This is a genomic window from Kordiimonas pumila, assembly GCF_015240255.1.
Taxonomy (GTDB): Bacteria; Pseudomonadota; Alphaproteobacteria; order Sphingomonadales; family Kordiimonadaceae; genus Kordiimonas; species Kordiimonas pumila.
In genome coordinates this window covers 3,911,182-3,930,241 of record NZ_CP061205.1, presented here as the reverse complement: position 1 = coordinate 3,930,241, position 19,060 = coordinate 3,911,182, and the positions used below count along the sequence as shown (strand labels likewise).

The window sequence follows — 19,060 nt, the reverse complement described above, 5'->3', positions numbered from 1 at the left end:
CGGACCACCCACTGTAGCCAGCCTCTTTTCTGCTTATTTGACGATAGATTATTCCGAGTACCAATGTCATAAAAGGGTTGAAGTTTTACTATATTTGAAATTTATGGGTGCGATGTGTGCTATCAGGCGGCATTTGAATTTGCAGTTTGGAACCAGATAACAGGGGGAAAATATGACTGAAAACAATAGAAAAGGCCGCATGCTTACTAGGCCTGGCGCTACCCTCAAAGCGCTCAGAAAAAAAAAAGGCATGACAATTGCGGATGTCAGTCTGAAAACGGGCCTGCCTCTGTCCAGTATTTCCAAACTAGAAAATGACAAAATAGCATTGACCTTTGACAAGCTTATTCTTGTAAGTGAGGCCCTTGATGTGGATATTTCGGAGCTATTCGCGGCGCCAAATGATCTGATGCCACGCGTGGACGGCGCCACGCGCCGGAGTATTACTCGGGCGAGCGAGGGGCGTGCCATTGAAACCGCACAGGGCAATTATCTGTATCTGGCGAGTGAGTTACTGTATAAAAAGCTCGCGCCAATCTTTGGCGAAGTATTTCAAAAAGATATTACAAAATATGGTGAATTTTTCAGCCACCCGGGTGAGGAATTTGTTTATGTTCTTCAGGGAACGCTGGAGCTCCATACTGAAATCTATACACCCGCAAAACTTGAAGTGGGCGATTCAATTTATTTTGATAGCAGCATGCGCCACGCTTATATTGCCGTGGGTGATGAGCCGTGCCGTATCCTCTCCATTTGCACGACCACGGGTTCTGACGGGGGTAATTTTTTTGGCAACAAAACCCTGCAGGTAGATACGGCCGAAGCGGGCAAAACCAAGCGACGCACCAAAACGTCATCATAAATTTAATAGGTACCTATAAGCGACATTTTTAATGCCTTCGCAAATGTGAAGGCCGCATGTCCGTACCCAGCCATGCGTGTGGCCCTGTCTGTGCATCTGCTCTTGTTGCCCCTCTCCGCCCTGCACCCCGGTAATTGCCTTGCAACTGCTTCTGGAAGGCATGGCGGATGGAAGATGAGTGTTTTTAATGAAGGCCAAGCTGGTGCCTTAATATTCATCCCTCACTATTTTATTCTCATGACGCTAATAATTTTTCTAAAAAGAAAAACTTGCACATAAAGAAATATTTTATATTATAAGATTTCTGACCCAATCGCGTCGGCGGCGGATCAGGGACATTCATTTCCACATGCAAGGTTGGGCCTCATGAATAGAAATCGACTGGCGAGAAAATTTACAGGTTTAGTTCTTTTGGGTGTGGGCTGTTTCAGTTCTTCGGGCTGGGCAGAGGAAACTCAAAAACTAGACTTGCTTATCTCAGGCGGTGCTGTTTTCACAGGTGACCTTGAGCCATCAAAAATTACAGATATAGGCATAGTGGATGATAAAATAGTTTTTATCGGAAATGCGTCGGCAGCTCATTTGAAAGCAGTAAAAACGCTTGATGCAACAGGTATGATGGTCGCACCGGGTTTTGTTGATCCCCATACACATATTGACCCTGAGATTGCGTCCGATTCCCCTCAGGATAGGTTAGTCCTGAGGCAACTTAAGCAGGGTGTTACTACAAGCATCATCGGTGTTGATGGCTCAGGGAGCCTTGCTATCAAAGAGCAAAGGGCCACAGCCGAACGTCAAGGTGTTGGCCAGAATTTTGCCAGTTATGTTGGGTTTGGCCCTGTTAGAATGAGTGTCTTGGGGGAGTATGATAAATCCCCAACCCCGGATGAATTACAGAAAATGAAAGAACTGGTGGCTAACGGCATGTGTGACGGAGCACTGGGTTTTTCTACAGGCCTTTTCTATGCACCCCAAAGCTATGCATCAATTAACGAGGTGATCGCATTAGCGAAAGAGGCAGGAAAACGTGGCGGTATTTACGATACTCACCAAAGGGATGAAGGGAATAGCTCAGTCGGTGTCTATAAATCTTTGAAAGAAGCCATTCGGATTGGTGAAGAAAGTGGCGCCCCTCTTCATATCGCACATATCAAGGTAACCGGGCTGTCTGACCCAAGCGGCGAAACTATTGGCCAGCTTATTAGCCTTATTGAAGAGGCACGCGCAAATGGCCAAGCCGTAACCGCGGATCAATATCCTTGGTCTGCCGCAAATACCGGGCTTGTCTCGGTTGCAATGCCGCGGTGGGTTCAGGACGGTGGCCGAAATGCGATGTTGAAGCGCTTTGAAAACGCTGCGGATGTCGCAAAAATTAAGGCAGATAGCGCGCTGGTATACAGGCTGGCTGATAAAATCATGATTAGTGACGTGCCCGCACAGCCTGAAATTGTGGGCATGTTTCTTTCGGATATAGCCGCCATGTGGGCCGTGGATGCAGTTGATGCCAGTATTCGTATCCTAAAGCATAGCGCAGAGGTCTCTATTGCGGTGTTTGTGATGGAGGAAACAGATATTAAAAAAGTTATGCCAGAGCCTTGGGTCATGACGTCAAGTGATGGGGGCGCAGACGGTGGGCACCCACGTGGATATGCCAGTTATCCGAGACTGTGGACCAACTATGTTGTAGGTGAAAAAACCCTTACACCAGAGCAATTTGTTCATAGATCAAGCGGGTTCGTTGCAGATACTTTAGGCCTTAAGGGCCGTGGCTATCTTAAGCCAGGATACTTTGCAGACATTGTCGTTATCGACACAAAATCATATCAGCCGATCGCTACCTATAAGGAATCCACATTACTTTCCACAGGCGTTCAGCATGTGATTGTTAATGGGAAAATTGAACTAGAAAATGGGGAACCGACAGGAATTCTTTCTGGTAGAGGCCTTGTGAAAAACCCACCTGCAAACGATTGCCCGTGACTATCAATATTACACCAACTGAAAACCACATGAGGGAGGAAATAATGTCAAAGAACATTATGCGTAAATACGCACTGCTAGGGGCAGTGTCATCAATAGCCATAACCAGTGCACCAGCGCTTTATGCACAAAGCACTGGTTCAGGTAATGACTTTGTGTTTGAAGAAATTGTCGTAACGGCAGGTCGCCGTGAACAAAACCTGCAGGATGTTCCCGCAGCGGTAACAGCTATAGACCCAAGTGACTTTACGGTTAAGGGCTTTAAGGGTGTTGGCGCTATTTTTGATTATACGGCAGGCGTTTCATACTCGGATCAAGGTGTTATTGGTCAAGGCAGTGTTACGGCTCGTGGTGTGTCGCAATCACAGGAAACTCCTGTTTTTGGTGTTTATCTTGATGACACGCCAGTGTCCACAAGTACTGGCTTTGCAAAGGGCAGCAGTGTTTTCTTTGATGCCATGCTGATGGATATCGAACGGATCGAGATTATTAAGGGCCCGCAAGGCACGCTTTACGGCGCGACGTCTGTTGGCGGGATGATGCGTTATATATCCCGTGATCCTGCATTGGAGGAGTTCAGGGCGTCTGCTGGTGCTGATGCCTCTACGACAAAGGATGGTGAATGGAGCCAGACCTATAACGGGCGTGTGAGCATGCCAATAGTTGAAGGCAAGCTGGGTTTGACACTGTCTAGCTTCTACCGTGACATTGGTGGGTATGTTGATTATGCCGACCTTGGCACAGGTGATGTGACAGAAGATGTAGATGGTGCTGAGGTTTATGGTTACGCCGCGGATGTGATCTTTAAGCCAACCGAAGCATTAGAGATCCGGTTAAAGTATCTTAAGCAGAAAACGGACTACCCATTGTTGGGCGCTGTTTATCTTGCTGGCCCAACGACGGATGAAGGGCTGGTTGGTGACTATGCAACCATTGATGCGGTTGGTGATAATTCTATCGATTATGAAATTGCAACCGGCTCAATTAGTTATGATTTGGGATGGGGGGAGGCTTCTTCCACAACAAGTTATGTGAAATATGAAGTCGCCGGCGTTAATGACTATACGGCTCTTTTTGCTGATTTGGCAGACCTGCTTGACGGACGGGCACCTGGGACCACAACAGCGGTTGATTTTACCAGTGCGGCCAGTTCAAAAAAATATGTCCAGGAAGTGCGTTTGACATCTGAGCGTATGGGGGCATTTGAATGGATTGCAGGTCTTTATTACACTAATGAAGATACTGAGAATTTCCAATCGCTTCAAGCGACACCTGCCTTGAATCTTGCTAATGTTGGCTTTCCGTCTAAGTACGAGGAATATGCGGCTTTCGCTGATGTAACTTATTATATCTCCGATAATTTTGATGTGACTGCAGGGATGCGACTAAGTCACAACAGTGTAGATCTTGTTGCGGGTGGATCGGGCGTTTTGGTGGGGGAATCAAATGAGATACTTCCCTCTTCTAACAGTACCGTGGATACTTATTTGTTTTCAGCGCGGTATCGCCCCGCAGAGGAAATATCAATTTATACACGTGTTGCGAGCGGATACCGCCCTCGTTCAAGTTCCTTGCCGGCAGTTGATCCTATTACAGGGGATAATCTTGCCCCACCCTTCATGGAATCAGATTCTGTTTGGAGTTATGAGATTGGTGCAAAAGGGTCATTGGCCGATAATATGTTCAGCTACGACTTGGCATTATGGAAAATTGATTGGTCAAAATTTCAAACCGCAGTTAGCATAAACGGTGTTTCCGTCGGTGGTAACGCGGCGGACGGTGTGAGCGGTCACGGATTTGAAGGTGCCTTCATTATCCGGCCTGTTGCCAACTTTACAATGAGCACCAATTTCGCTTATTCGAAAAGCACCTTGAACGCTGATGAGCCACTGTTTGGTGGTGCAGAAGGTGACTTGGTTCCGAATGTGCCAAAATGGACATGGTCTGTTCAGGCGGATTATGGCTTTGATGTCGCATCCGAGTGGATGGCCAATATTGGCGGTGGCCTTCGGTATGTGGGTGAATTTGAAACAGCCTTTTCTAACCCAGCGGGAGAAGAGTATTTTTCTCGTCCATCCCAAAATGACAGTCGACTTGTTGCGGATATGAACTTTTCAATTTCGAAAGATAATCTGTCAATTGGTCTCTATGCAAATAACCTCTTTAATACCCGTTCGCTTATTGGCCGTACGGACTATGCTGTTTCTGTAGGCGGAACATCAACGGGGGTCTTTGAACGGCCCCGTACAATCGGCGTGAATTTCAACGTCGACTTCTAGTTAAAGGACCATGCCCTGAAGGTTTTCCTTTGGGGCATGGTGCTCTCTGAAACGCTGCTGTGCCGGGGTTAATGTCGGCACCTTGATTGTCAGGCCCGTCCTTGGGCTGGAACCTGCACTTGTATGCGGGCACCAAAATATAAACGGCACACAAAATAACAGTCATCCTGAGGGTTGGTTTCCTTGAATGCTGAATAAAATGAGTTTTGATACATGAAGATTAAGATAGAGAGAATCCCGTTTCCTTTCAGGTTTGCGTTCACTATCACCGGCTATACTTTTACAGTAGCGGATACTGTGCGTGTAACGCTTTGTGATGGTGTGTTTCAGGGGCGCGGCGAGGGCGTTGGTGTTTATTATACTGACGATATGCCGGACGGCATGACTGCGCAGCTGGCTAATATTGCTGATAAAATTGGTCCAAAGACGACCCGCGCTGATATCCAAGATTTTCTACCAGCAGGAGGTGCGCGAAATGCGCTTGATTGTGCCATGTGGGATTTGGAAGCAAAGCGTGCGGGCAAATCTATCTGGGGGCTTTTGGGGGTAACCCCTCATATTCTAACGTCAGTGGCAACGCTGGGTATTGATGGGCCAAAAGAAATGGCAGCAGCAGCTGTGGGGCTCGCAAAATACCCAAATCTTAAGGTTAAATTGAGTGGGGATGATCCGGTTACGCGTCTTGCGGCTGTCCGAGCCGCCCGGCCAGAGGCCAAGCTTATTATCGACGTTAATCAGGGCTGGAGCTTTGATGAACTGAAAGAATATGCCCCTGTTATGAAAAAGCTGGGTGTTGCCATGATTGAGCAACCTCTGCCTAGGGGCGCTGATGAAGACCTTGAAGATTATATATCAGATGTACCGCTTGGCGCTGACGAATCCTGTTTGAGCCTTGCGGAATATGAAACCGCGGCAAGGCGCTATGATGTCATTAATATCAAGCTGGATAAGTGTGGAGGCCTGACGGAAGGGCTTGAGCTTGTGAAGCTGGCAAAACGGGATGGCAAGGGTTTGATGGTGGGTAATATGTCTGGGTCGTCGCTGTCGATGGCGCCAGCTTATGTGCTGGGTCAATACTGTCAATTTGTCGATATCGATGGGCCGGTATTTCTGACTAAGGACATTGATAATGCGCTGGAATATGGGGACGGCGGCGTCGTTGGCCTGCCAACAAAAGATTTGTGGGGATAGGCATTTCGCTCAAATAAAGTAGCCATTTTAGGGTGTCGGCAAAAGGCTGGACGGCCTCAAATGACATCTCATTATACAGATAAGAGGGTTTTACTATGAGTGATCATGCGCTGATTGCGCAGGATGCAGACTTTATGTTGCTGGGCGCCCTGTGTTTGATCGCAGCTGCAGGGTTCTGGATTGAAAAAACACGGGTTGGGCGCAATATTTCTGGCGCAGCCAGTATTCTTTTGTTTTCCATGGCTCTGTCAAACCTTGGTGTCCTGCCTAAAAGCGCGCCGGTCTATAATGTTGTTTGGGCTTATCTTGTGCCGCTTGCCATTCCGCTTTTGCTTTTGAAGGCGGATTTGCGCCGTATTGTTGAGGAAACAAAAGGCATGGGGGTGGCGTTTTTGATTGGTGCTGTCGGCACGATTGTCGGCGCTGTCATTGGGTATGCATTATTGCCCCTTGGACCGGACGGGCCCAAATTGGCTGGGGTATTTACCGCGACCTATATTGGCGGGTCGATGAATATGGCTGCGGTGATCCAGTCTTTGCAGCTACAGCCATCATTGGCTGTCGCCAGCATTGCGGCCGATAATGTGGCAGGGGTGCTCTATCTGTCTTTTCTGGCTGCTGTGCCCTCAATCATGGTGTTTCAGAAACTTTTTGGTGTTTCGGCAATAGTGGAAAAACGCCCCTCGTCTGGAATGCCTGTAGATGGCACTGAAATGGGAGGGGTAGTCCTGAACTTGCAGCATATTGCTTTTGCGCTTGGGCTGGCATTGGTTATTTGCTTCTTTAGTAATGTTACGGCGAACTGGTTTGGGCTTGGTAATTTTACAATTATGTTTTCAACGGCATTTACAATCGCTGTCGCAAACTTTTTCCCCAAACAGCTCAAAGCCCTGAAAGGCGATTATGAAATTGGGTTACTTTTTATGTATCTCTTTTTCGCGGCCATTGGCATCAGCGCCGATATCACGGCACTCGTTGATAAAGCCTTTGTGGTGCTGATGTATGCGGCCTGTATCCTGATCTGTCATGCAGGGATGATATTTGTAGGTAGTCGGCTCTTGAAAATACCACTGATGGAAGTGGTTATTGCGTCCAATGCGTGCGCGGCGGGCCCTGCAAGTGCGGCTGCTTTAGCGGCGGGGAAGGGGCGATCAGACCTTGTTGCGCCGGCCGTTCTTTTGGGGGTTTGCGGGTATGCTATTGCCAACTTCATTGGTGTCACACTTTTCGCCGCTCTCGGATAATTGCTCGGCACAAGCTCTAGCTCTTCGCGGCAGCTTAACCAACAGGCGCAGAATGGCTGGCCGTGACATTGAATTTGATCGGATAGGGCTTTAGATATATATTTTCTTCAATAGAAAATTATTCCCTTTTAGAACTTTTTATCATATACTCCTGAAAATACGAGGCCCGAAAGGGAAATAACAATAAGGACAGCGCATTTTGGCATTAGGCGGATACAGGTTTGTGTGTCTCTTGCCCGATCAAGCTGTCTTAGATGCGAGCTGTGCAGTATCGGCACAAAATGACCGATATGCCTGTTCCGACAACAGACGGAGGTTAGAGTGCGCAATTTTATAGTAATGGTTTGTCTTGGTCTATTGGTTATGGGCGGTGCTTCTGCGGCCATGCAGGATACACAACCCCTGCCGCTGGCGGCGCTTGAGCAGCCCTTGGCCCCTAAAGTTGAAGCCGCTTTGCAAGGTGCACACGCGTTAACAAAAACGGACGCAGATGCTTGGCTTGACGGCTTTATTCCTTATGCGATCAAGCAAGGCGATGTCGCCGGTGCTGTTGTTGTTGTCACCAAGGACGGTGAAATATTGACGCAGCGTGGGTATGGTTATGCCGATATGGCCGCACGCCAGAAAGTCGACCCAGAAAAAACCTTGTTCCGTGTGGGATCAACATCGAAGCTCTTTACTTGGACAGCAGTGATGCAGCTCGTTGAACAGGGTAAGCTGGATCTGGACACTGACGTTAACAAGTATCTTGATTTCAAGATTCCCGCCTTTCACGACAAGCCGCTTACGCTGCGCCACATCTTGACACATACGCCGGGTTTTGAAGATGCATTTAAGGGCGGGTTCAGTTTTAGCGGAGATGTTGAACCGTTGGGCGATGTTGTAAAAAAATTGTTGCCGCAACGGGTTTTTGAGCCAGGCACAACCCCTGCTTATTCCAATTATGCGACAGCCTTGGCGGGGTATATTGTGGAACGAGTGTCGGGCCTGTCCTTTGATGCTTATATCGAGCAGAAAATATTCCAACCCCTTGGTATGGACCATTCGAGTTTCCGGCAGCCCTTGCCTGCAGAGCTCCAGCCGTTGATGGCAAAGGGGTATCCGAAGGCTTCAGTTGATCCGATGCCCTTCGAACTGATCTCCGTTCCACCAGCAGGCTCGCTGTCGATGACAGGCAGTGACGGCGCTAAATTCATGATTGCTCATTTGAACAAAGGAGCAGGTTTGCTGGCGCCTGAAACGGCAAAGACCATGCATGCACCAGCTTATGGTGCAATCCCGGGTCTTAACCACATGGCACTCGGTTTTTATGAACAACAGATCAACGGTGTTACCGCAATCGCACATGGCGGAGACCTTATCAATTTCCATGGTTACATGTGGTTGTTCCCCGAGAAGAATCTCGGGTTGATGATCGAAATGAATAGTGCTGGCGCAGATGGGGCGGTGGCCCTTATTCGTCAAGCGCTCTTTGAGCAGTTTGCTGACCGCTATTTCCCGAAAGAAAGCGCGCAGCCACTTGTGGAGCTCCCCACAGCGAAGGAACATGCAAAAATGCTGGCGGGTAACTATTTTAGCAGCCGCAGCCAATTTACCACCTTCATGGATATCGCCAACTTTCTGGACCAATATCAGGTTGGCCTCGATCAGGACGGGCGCCCCGTGCTACCGGCAATTTTTTCAGGGCCGCCTAAGAAATGGATCGAAGTCGCTCCGTTTGTTTGGCAGGATGCCTATGGCCATGAGCGTTTGGCTGCTCTTGTTGAGGACGGTAAGGTTGTTCGTTGGAGCATTAACGAGATATCACCGTTTATAGTATTAGACCGTATGCCTTGGTACCGAGATGCATCATGGCTTATGCCTTTGTTCCTGACGGCGCTATTTGTTGTTGCTGTTGCAGCCTTGTATTGGCCAGTGTCTGCGCTTGTCCGGCGCCGGTTCGGTGCGTCCCTTGGCCTCGTGGGTAGGGACCACAGTGCTTACCGTGCTGTTCTCGCTCTGTCTGGGCTTACGGTCGTTACATTCCTGACATGGGCACTGGTATTTACAGTGGAGGTCGCAGCAATGGGTACTGCTGATTGGCCTATCTGGCTGTGCCGTTTTCTCAGTAATATCACCTTTATCGGGCTACCGATTGCGGCAATTTGGAATCTGATCAGAACGTGGAAGCGCCCTACGACTTGGGTCCCAAAACTGTCTTCTACCCTACTGGTTATCGCTGCACTGGTTATTCTCTGGGTTACACTCAACTTTCACCTTATCGGTGTCGGCACCAAATTTTGAAGATGCTTAATCATTGGAATAGGCGAGAGCCAATATTGCTCAGAGAAAGGACAATCATGAAGCATATCCATACACTGTTTTCGACCGCCACGGTCTTTGCGCTCGCGCTTTGTTCAGGAATTTCACCTGTCTGGGCGCAGGCCGTGCCGACAGGCCCGGCCGAGACGACACCTGTGATGCCGATTACAGTTGATAAAATCGATAACACGGTGGCCCGAGCGATGGCAGCTTTCCAGGTTCCGGGTATGGCGGTCGGTATCGTTAAGGATGGTAAATTGGTCTTCGCGAAGGGCTACGGTGTCCGTGAAGATGGAAAATCAGATCAAGTAAATGCCGATACGATTTTCCAGATTGGCTCTAATACAAAAGCATTCACAGCGGCGGCACTCGCCATTCTCGTGGATGAAGGAAAACTGCGTTGGGATGACAAGGTTATTGACCATCTTCCACAATTTAAGATGTATGATTCTTATGTGACACAGGAATTTACTGTTCGGGACCTATTAACGCACCGCAGTGGCCTAGGTAAGGGTGCTGGCGACCTGATGTTTTTTCCAGCCACAGACATGAGCCGTGATGAGATTATGCATGGTTTGAGATACTTGAAGCCGGTCTCTAGTTTTCGTGACAAATATGATTATGACAATCTGCTTTATATGGTCGCGGGGCAAATTATTCCGGCGGTGACGGGGCAATCTTGGGAAGACTTTATAACAGAGCGTATTTTCAAGCCCCTACAGATGTCTGATTGTTCGGCCCGTTATGATCTCATTACAAACAAGGGCAATGTTGCGGCTCCGCATGTCGTGATTGACAGCAAAGTGCATGTGGTTCCGGTGATGGACATGAGAGCAATCGGCCCGGCAGGGACAATAAACTGCAATATTACCGGCATGTCTAAATGGCTGGAAGCCCAAATTGGGCACGGAGAAACATTAAACGGTAAGCAACTTTTCAGCGCGGCGCGCAGTGCAGAAATGTGGGATGTTGTTACGCCTACGCCGAAAACCCCTTTGCTTGAAACCATGTACGGAACACATTTTTCTGGTTACGGGCTCGGTTGGAATTTGAGTGATGCGCATGGCCAGATGCGTGTGCATCATACCGGCGGTGTTCTTGGTACAGTAACATGGGTCAGTATAGTGCCCGACCTTGGCCTGGGTGTGCTTGTTTTCACCAATCAGCAAAATGGTGCGGCGATGGAATCTGTGGGCGGACAGATCCTTGATGCTTATCTCGGCCAAGAGGGACGAGATTGGGTAGGGATTGCTCAGGCCATGATGGCTCAGCGTGCGGCAAATGCCGCAGAGGTCGAAACTGAAGCCGCCAAGGTAACAGAAAGGGCAGGCCTGCCAACGCTGCCGCTCAGTTCCTATGCAGGGACATACACCGATGCATGGCGCGGTGATGCGACTGTCAAATTGCAGGGCGATAAACTCATCTTGAAATTCAGCCGGACCAAAAATCTTGAAGGCCCTCTTACGCCGTATAGCGGGAATATTTTTATCGTACGTTGGAAAGACCGGAGTCTGGATGCAGATGCCTATGTACGATTTGAGCAAGGCTTCGATGGTAAGGCGGTGGGCATGACCATGCGCGCGGTGTCGCCCGCCACCGATTTCAGCTTTGATTTTCAGGATCTAGACTTCAGGAAAGTAGAATAAACCGAGTGTTGTCACTTTGGGTGGTGTCAGGGGGCGGGGCTTGGAAAGCTGCCTTGCACCATTCCTGCTTAGTCGTCTGGCATCAGCTCTTTAACCTTGGCATTCGTCATGTCTATATCAAGGCACGGACGCCTCAGCTTAATGGCAAGGTCGAACGATCACACCGGTCCGATCAGCAAGAGTTTTACCAGCTAATGAGTTACAAAGATGACGTGGACCTGGAGACAAAACTGGCGGAATGGGAGGCCTTCTATAACTTCGCCAGGCCTCACGGGGCACATGGCGGGAAAACACCCTATGAATCTTTGAGGGAAAAGCTACAATAAATCCACGAGATGTCCCACGAGGTCGTACATTCCTACAATGTACAGCAGACGTATCATGATGTGACGCCTTATGTGGCCACCGCGATGCGTGACAACTCTGGAATGCGTCTGTTTTTCGGATCAGGACACTATGACCTGATGGCCGCACCTCTTTCTGTAAAACGAAATTATACGCATGGCGGCCTGCCATTAGAGCGGATTACCGCACACGATTATCCCGCAGGCCATATGATATTTGTAAGTAAAAAAGCGCTCTCGACATTGTCGTCAGACCTGCGCGCATTCATCAGTGGAGACCAATGATGTCAGATAATAAAGCAAAGCTACGCCAAGACCTCGGATTGGCTGATATCTGTGCTATTGGTTTAAGCGCTGCTATTGGCGTTTCAATATTTTCGGTTGTTGCGCCTGCTGCCGGCGTGGCGGGGCCGGCAATGCTCATCGCGCTTGGCTGCGCGGCGGTGCCGATGGTCTTATTTGCTATTGTATATGCATTCATGACAATAGCTGTACCTCGGACTGGTGCCTCTTATGTATGGCCGACGCTTTTTATCCATCCTCTCGTTGGTTTCCTCATAGGGTGGCTTCGTATCATCGGATGTGCTGGTGGTCTTTACATCATGGCAACTGTATTTACGGGTTACCTCCAGCGACTGGTAGATGTCCCGTATTTGCCTGTCGTACTTATCATGCTGACGTTGCCATTGATCCTTAATTTTTTTGGTGGTGGTTTTGTCGGGCGTGTGGCGCGGGTACTTGTCGTGTTGAAGCTGATAGCACTTACTTGCTTTATCGCGTATGGCCTGCCTCAGATCGAGAGCGCGAATTTAGTGCCCTTTGCGCCTGCTGGCCTCCTTGGTATAGGGGCTGCTATTCCTTTGCTTGTTGGTCTTTTTACTGGCATCGAGAGTGCGGCAGAAGCTGGGGAAGAGATACGAAACAGAGGAAAAGTGATTGCCAAAGGGCTTGCCATAGCGTCGACAATTGCGTTCTTAATTTATCTTGGCACATTTTTAGTAACAGTGGGTGTTCTTGGTGCACCTGTGACTGCAGTTAGTTATGCTCCAGTTGGGGATGCAGGCCAAGCTCTCGGGAATTGGACCGGGCCACTCATTCTCATGACAGCCTTACTGTCAATTACTGCGGCGATGAATGCTCTGATGATGATCTTTGCGCGGTTCCTTTTTGCAATGGGGCGGGATGGGGCTCTGCCCCAATCACTTGGGAAATTAAATGCCCGGTTCGGGACACCTCATATTGCGCTTCTTGTTGCGTACCTTTTTTCCATTGCTTGCTTGTTACTCCCCGATGAACTGTTGTTTCTCTTTCTCGCTGCTAATTTGCCGACAATGCTCAAATATGGCGCAAATTGCTTTGCTTCAATCCTCTTGTTACGTCGCCAGCCCGAACTACATTTAAGTTCTGGTTTTGGCATGAAGCGACGCCCTTTGATCTATGTAAGTGCTGCCGGCGTCTTTTGTTCGGTGCTGATGATGGGCCTCGGCGCTACCGCGGACTGGCGCCCTTATGCCCTTTTGGGCGCTTGGGCAATATTAGGTGTCGTCTATTGGTGGTTTGTAGGGCGGCGGGCAACGTGAAGCTGTAGGCCGACTAGAGCCTGTGGTGGCATAGTAGTATAAGGGTTCAGCTTCATTTCTTCGGCTTTTGCCTCAGCTTCTGCTATCGCCAGAGTATTGCGAGCCTGAGTACCCACAAGCTTCTGCCTCCGAGTGTCCAACTCTACATCAGTGGACTTGTATAAAAAAAGTGGACACGGCCTTCAACAGATTTAGGAATACTGATTGTCGGAATATATGGTCCACAAGAGACATTCAGCAGACTTCATGCGTGAAGCAGTAAAGCTTGCGCTGACCAGCGGTTTACCCAGGGAAGACATGATGCTCTTAGCCCATATCAGGGCCGAGCTTGAAAGGGCCGTCCCCGGATTGGCCGCTTGATCGGGAGAATGGCATCCAGGCTATCCGTAGCCGCAAGAAGCGGTATCAGCGCCGTGGACTCGCACCATCCTTCGGCTATGCACCCAATCTGCTAGAACAGGACTTCACTGCCGACAAGCCCAATGAGAAATGGGTCGTTGACCTATCCTATATCGCCACCATCCGGGGTTGGACTTACCTGGCTGTCGTGATGGACCTCTACAGCCGACGTATTGTGGGTTGGCACATGAATGACCGCATGAAGCAGGACTTGGCGCTTCAGGCCCTGAAGATGGCAATTGCCCTCAGGCAGCCAGAGCCAGGCCTGATCCATCATTCAGACCGTGGCAGCCAATATGTGGCGACAGAATATCAGATGACACTCAAACAACACGGTATCTTGTCGTCAATGTCCGGTAAGGGCAATTGCTATGTTTGCGAAGCTGACGATGCGAAGCGGAGACACAATGCTGTCGTGGAAGCCTTCTTCAAGACCTTGAAGGCGGAACTGGTATGGCGTGTGAAGTTTGAAAGCCGTGAACAGGCAGAAAGGACCATCAATGAGTACATCATGAACTTCTATAACCGGAAACGAAGGCATTCGACCCTTGGCAACATCAGCCCAATGGCGTATGAGAAACTAGCCGCTTAAGAGCATGGTCGTGTCCACTTTTTTAAGACAAGTCCATTATACACCATTCTTGTTAAATGCGGGATTTATGCTTGCTTCTGCGGCTCGCTTAAAAAGCACTGGGAAGAGAGTATGCAGAATCTTAAAATCTGCACATTTAATATAAGCATCGTGGAGCTATTATTATAGAGTTTCAATTTTTTATTGAGGCTTTTGACCTGTGAACACTCTCATTATTTAATAAGGCGTATAATATATTTGCAAAAGAGTAGTGTCATGTCAAAAATGCACGATAGCATTATTAAAACATTCCTGAGTTACAGGGAGGTGTTGGTACGTACTTTATTGAGAATGTCCGTTAAGCCGGAAGATATTGATGATATTTTGCAGGAAACAATCGTGCGTGCGATCGCTGCCCATGAGAAAACGCCATTAGTGTTTCCCAAAAGTTATTTATATACTGTCTCACGTAATATGGTTTTGGAAGAACATCAACGGAGGTCTCGAGAGATTCAGGGTGAGATAGACGAAGCTCTTCAAGAATCCGAGGCTCCTTTAGCAGATGAAGTGATGCAGCATAAGCAAACCTTGGCTGCGTTTTGGGAGGCTATGGAAGGATTGCCCAAAACGCATCAAAGAGCAATTTTACTGCGGCGGGTTTATGGTTTTTCTCATAAGGAAATTGCAAAAAAATTAGGTGTTTCCATTAGTTCGGTTGAGAAGTATTTTGCGCAGGGAATTAAACGGTGTCAAGATGTGATGTCAGGTAAAGGCTACGGCGTGGAAAAAATAATATCTGCTACTTCTGGAAAAAGCGAAATACATTTATCCTCCAGACGCCAGGACGATAAAGGAGGCCCTCATGGCTGATAAAGAAGAGGTTGTTTCCTTTAGAATAAGCAATGAGGGTAAGCTACAAGCTTCAGACTGGTTGGCAAAACTTGATCGTGGTGCCTTGACACATGAGGAGCGCCGAGCGTTTACAAAGTGGTTGGCAGAAAACCCAAAAAATAGTGAAGAAATTAAGTCACTGGCCTCAATGTGGTATAGCTTGGATGAGCCATTAAGCAAGCTTGGATTAGCGTTCCCATCAGAGGCCGGGCTTAGAGGCCAAAGGCTGGGTAGGCTTTTTTCTACATTGGCTCCTGTGGCATATAGGGTGCAATATATTCCTCTCATTTGCATTGCTTTTTTTTGCGCATTTCTGGGTTATTTGTTTTATATGCCAAGCTCTGAAATTGGATATTTTTCAACGAATATTGGGGAAACGAGGCGTGTCGAATTGAGCGATGGCTCGAATTTTATATTGAATACAAATAGTATTATTGAACAGCAATTTTTTGCAGATGAGAGAATAATAAGACTCGTTTCCGGAGAAGCAATCTTTAATGTTGCACATGATAAAAGGAGGCCCTTTTATGTCTATGCTTCAGATGGGGTTATTCGATCTATCGGTACTAAATTTTCTGTTCGTGTAGAAGGCAATAAAGTTAGCGTCACAGTAGCGGAAGGTGCTATTGAACTTCAGGAAAGGCCTGACACTTCTGAGTTAATACATACTACAGAAGACAAAGGCTCTATAAAAAAAGCTACACTGGAACCTGTTGTGATCATGTCTGGGCAGGTGGGTGAAATTACACGTACTTCTGGGGTGGCCAAGCAGTTTATTTCAAGTCAGGAAGTGGCAGAGCGTCTATCATGGGAGCAAGGCCAGCTTATTTTTTATGAGCGGGAACTCCAATCAGTTGTTGATGAAGTAGCACGTTACACAACAGTGGAGATTCAGATTGGTAATGAATCGCTAAAGCATCAGGTAATTACAGGGATTCTTGACATTGGTGACGTTGATATCATGCTTGAAGGAATTGAAGGGGCGCTCGACGTAAAAGCAGATCGCGTGTCTCCAGACCTAGTCTATCTTGTGCCCCGAACAGCGGCTTCTGAGGCGTTGTATTGATGGATATAAAAAAACACACAATATTTCTTTGCGGGTTTTCTCTTTGAGTTCCTCTCTTAAAATAGGTCGTTCGAATAATGAACAGAATTGAGTGGCAATCAGGGAGAGGACAAGGCAAAGGGGTACTGCTCGTAAAATATCTTGTAGTTTTGTGTACTTTATTTTTGTCAGTGAATGTTGATGCTGATGAGGTGAAGAAAGCGACTGCAACATATGAGTTGATTATCCCTTCATCCGATATGGATGTTGCTTTGATGACGCTAGCCCGTATTACGGGCAAGTCTATTATTATCCCTGCCGAAGGTGTTTCGGGTAAGCACACAAACGCTATCCGCGGCACTTTTAGCCTACCCCATGCACTCTCACAAATGCTTGAGGGTACTGGTCTTTCTGGCGGCCTAACACAGAGTGGCGCTATTTTTATAGCCCAAGGCCAAAGCGCAGATGCGCAAAACAGGGAGAGACTTATGAAGAGTAAATCAATTAGGGATCGCAAAAAGGGGCTACTAGCCAGCATATCAGCATTATTTTTTGGTGTTGCTGGTGTTAGTAGTGTTCATGGACAAGAGGCAAATACTGATAACGCAAATGCATTTTCCATGGATGAAATTGTCGTAACAGGCACAAAGCGAGATACCTTGCTGCAAGATACACCAGCGGCTATTTCCGCATTTTCAAATGCCTTTCTAGAGCGTTCAGTCATTAGGAATACAGCTGATCTTGCCGCTTTTACGCCGGGCCTGACAGCTTCCACAAACTTGGGCGGCACATACGCGATCAGAGGTATATCAAGCGATTTATTAAGTATATCGGCTGACGCTTCTGTCGCAACATACGTTGATGGTGTTTATTTATCACGTCAGACCAGCAACCAAATTCCCTTCGCTGATATTGAAAGAGTAGAAGTATTACGTGGGCCTCAGGGAACGGTTTATGGTCGTAATGCTACTGGCGGCGTTATTAGTTTCGTAACTAAGGCACCATCAGAAACATTCACCGGGGTGGTTACTGCCGAGATGGGAAATCTCGACCATATTCAGGGTAGCGCAATGATTAGTGGTCCTTTGGTTGAAGACAAAGTCTTATTCCGAGTGTCGGCATCAGCTTCTAGGCGCGATGGTTATATAACCAATGTAGGTACGGGTGCTGGGGAAGGCGGTGATGAAAATTACCAATCATATCGGGGTAAGTTGCTTTTTAAGGCAAGCGATAACCTAGAGTTAACTTTGGCGGGCGATTACTATCATCAGCGTCAGGGCTTTCCCTTGGACCAAGTTCTATCTTTGGGAGATGGCGGTACCGGAGCAATTTTACCAACTGGAAAGTTTCAAGCTGCCGTTAATAGTGATTTAGTTGACACGTTTGATAATCGTGACTTGTTTGGGGTATCCGCTACTGTAAACTGGTTAGTAAACGGTATCGTTGATGTAACTTCAATCACGGCGTACAGGGACACAAAAACATCCATATTCACAGATGATGATGCAACAACGCTCTTTCAATCACATGTAGCACTTGCTGAAACAGCTCGCACCTTTAGCCAAGAAATTTATGCACGTAACGCTGGCGATTCCAAAGTAAATTACCTGTTTGGTGGGAACTTCCTCTCTGAAAAAACTGGTCAGGATCTTACGGACTCGTCCCCTGGCGTGGATGTATTTCTCCCTGCTAGCGGCAGTTCTAGGGCTTGGGCAGTTTATGGGGAATTAAGTTATGCGCTGACTGATAGGCTCAACATTAACAGTGGTATCCGTTACAGCAACGAACATAGAGAGTTGAGTAACGATATTTTGCTTGATGCGGGTGCGGGTGTCATATCGTTATTTAGCAGCCCTCTGCGGGAAAATTCTTGGAATTCTGTAACACCAAGTTTCTCGATAGATTATAAGGTATCCGAAGACACTTTATTATATGCTCTCGTAGCTAAGGGATTTAAAAGTGGTGGTTTTGCTTCTCTTAGCACTGATCTGGTCGGTTTCAACCCTGAAACTGTTTGGAATTATGAAGCGGGCCTAAAAACGTCACTTTTGGACGGGCGCGCTAACTTCAATGTAACTGCTTTTTATGCAGATTACACCGACCTTCAAAGGCGTGTAGGTTTAAGTATTTCATCGTTGCGTTTGGTAAATGCAGCAGCAGCCAAGATATCTGGCCTAGAACTTGAAGCAACCTTGAAACCACTGGATGCATGGACATTATTTGGTACATATGCTTATTTGAATGCTCAATATAGCGATTATTTGACGGTTCTTCCAGAATCGATCACGCTAGAGAACCCTGACGGTGTGCAAACGAATTTAGACGGCCAACCGCTCGAACGGTCACCAAAACATAAGATTAGCCTGATCAGCAATTATGTTGTTCCCGTTGGTGAAACTGGTTCACTTGAACTGGTTGGCAGTGTAACATACCAAAGTCTTATGACATTTCGGTCGGGCAGAGGGCCTCTTTATGAGCAAAAAGGCTTCGGCCTTGTTAATGCATCAATTACCTATTTCCCAAGTGATGCACACTGGTCTTTGCAGTTTTATGGCAGTAATTTGGCGAATACAGAGCATTTCCTGAATAAAGAAGGTGATCCAACTGCACCGGCTCGAGCCTCTGGGTATTCAGCTTTACCAAGAACCTATGGTGCCCGCTTAACGGTAGATTTTTAAATCCATTATTATAGGTAGACTCTGAGCTGAATTAAAAATGTAGGGCCAC

13 protein-coding genes and 1 pseudogene are annotated in these 19,060 nt (G+C 47.7%); all 14 read left to right on the top strand.

All coding sequences use genetic code 11. The annotated features are described in order from the left end of the window. The first annotated feature begins 172 nt into the window (after positions 1-172). The 14 genes and pseudogenes from ICL80_RS17500 (at position 173) to ICL80_RS17435 (ending at position 19,011) form a co-directional block, all read left to right on the top strand. A complete protein-coding gene (locus ICL80_RS17500) occupies positions 173-862 on the top strand; it encodes a helix-turn-helix domain-containing protein (protein WP_194214009.1) in 690 nt (229 codons plus the stop codon). Positions 863-1,228: 366 nt separating this feature from the next. After that, positions 1,229-2,842 carry an N-acyl-D-amino-acid deacylase family protein gene (locus ICL80_RS17495; protein ID WP_194214008.1) on the top strand — a complete coding sequence of 538 codons (1,614 nt, stop codon included), beginning with the start codon at positions 1,229-1,231 and terminating at the stop codon, positions 2,840-2,842. A 44-nt stretch (positions 2,843-2,886) separates the two neighbouring features. After that, positions 2,887-5,121, top strand: coding sequence for a TonB-dependent receptor (locus tag ICL80_RS17490; RefSeq protein ID WP_194214007.1), 2,235 nt, complete (start codon positions 2,887-2,889; stop codon positions 5,119-5,121). 213 nt (positions 5,122-5,334) lie between these two features. After that, positions 5,335-6,312: a dipeptide epimerase gene (locus ICL80_RS17485; RefSeq protein WP_194214006.1), complete on the top strand. Its 978-nt coding sequence runs from the start codon at positions 5,335-5,337 to the stop codon at positions 6,310-6,312. Between the two features lie 95 nt (positions 6,313-6,407). Further along, positions 6,408-7,556, top strand: a complete 1,149-nt coding sequence (locus ICL80_RS17480) for a DUF819 family protein (RefSeq protein ID WP_194214005.1) — start codon at positions 6,408-6,410, stop codon at positions 7,554-7,556. A gap of 321 nt (positions 7,557-7,877) precedes the next feature. Then, complete coding sequence (locus ICL80_RS17475; protein ID WP_194214004.1) at positions 7,878-9,839, top strand: serine hydrolase domain-containing protein; 1,962 nt, start codon at positions 7,878-7,880, stop codon at positions 9,837-9,839. A 35-nt stretch (positions 9,840-9,874) separates the two neighbouring features. Next, positions 9,875-11,503 (top strand): serine hydrolase, encoded by a 1,629-nt coding sequence (locus ICL80_RS17470; RefSeq protein WP_194214003.1) that lies wholly within the window; start codon positions 9,875-9,877, stop codon positions 11,501-11,503. Between the two features lie 95 nt (positions 11,504-11,598). After that, positions 11,599-11,829 (top strand): annotated as a pseudogene (locus ICL80_RS17465) (integrase core domain-containing protein); the annotation flags it as partial. 84 nt (positions 11,830-11,913) lie between these two features. Further along, positions 11,914-12,132, top strand: coding sequence for a hypothetical protein (locus tag ICL80_RS17460; RefSeq protein ID WP_194214002.1), 219 nt, complete (start codon positions 11,914-11,916; stop codon positions 12,130-12,132). Next, positions 12,132-13,427, top strand: a complete 1,296-nt coding sequence (locus ICL80_RS17455; protein WP_194214001.1) for an APC family permease — start codon at positions 12,132-12,134, stop codon at positions 13,425-13,427. The genes ICL80_RS17460 and ICL80_RS17455 overlap by 1 nt, the downstream gene beginning before the upstream one ends. 328 nt (positions 13,428-13,755) lie before the next feature. Beyond that, positions 13,756-14,418 carry an IS3 family transposase gene (locus tag ICL80_RS17450; RefSeq protein ID WP_194214000.1) on the top strand — a complete coding sequence of 221 codons (663 nt, stop codon included), beginning with the start codon at positions 13,756-13,758 and terminating at the stop codon, positions 14,416-14,418. Positions 14,419-14,673: 255 nt separating this feature from the next. Beyond that, the gene (locus ICL80_RS17445) at positions 14,674-15,267 is read left to right on the top strand and encodes an RNA polymerase sigma factor (RefSeq protein WP_194213999.1); all 594 of its coding nucleotides are present in this window, start codon (positions 14,674-14,676) and stop codon (positions 15,265-15,267) included. After that, a complete protein-coding gene (locus tag ICL80_RS17440) occupies positions 15,260-16,354 on the top strand; it encodes a FecR family protein (protein WP_194213998.1) in 1,095 nt (364 codons plus the stop codon). Before ICL80_RS17445 ends, ICL80_RS17440 begins: the two co-directional genes overlap by 8 nt. 77 nt (positions 16,355-16,431) lie before the next feature. Further along, positions 16,432-19,011, top strand: a complete 2,580-nt coding sequence (locus ICL80_RS17435; RefSeq protein WP_194213997.1) for a TonB-dependent receptor domain-containing protein — start codon at positions 16,432-16,434, stop codon at positions 19,009-19,011. The last annotated feature ends 49 nt before the right edge of the window (positions 19,012-19,060 follow it).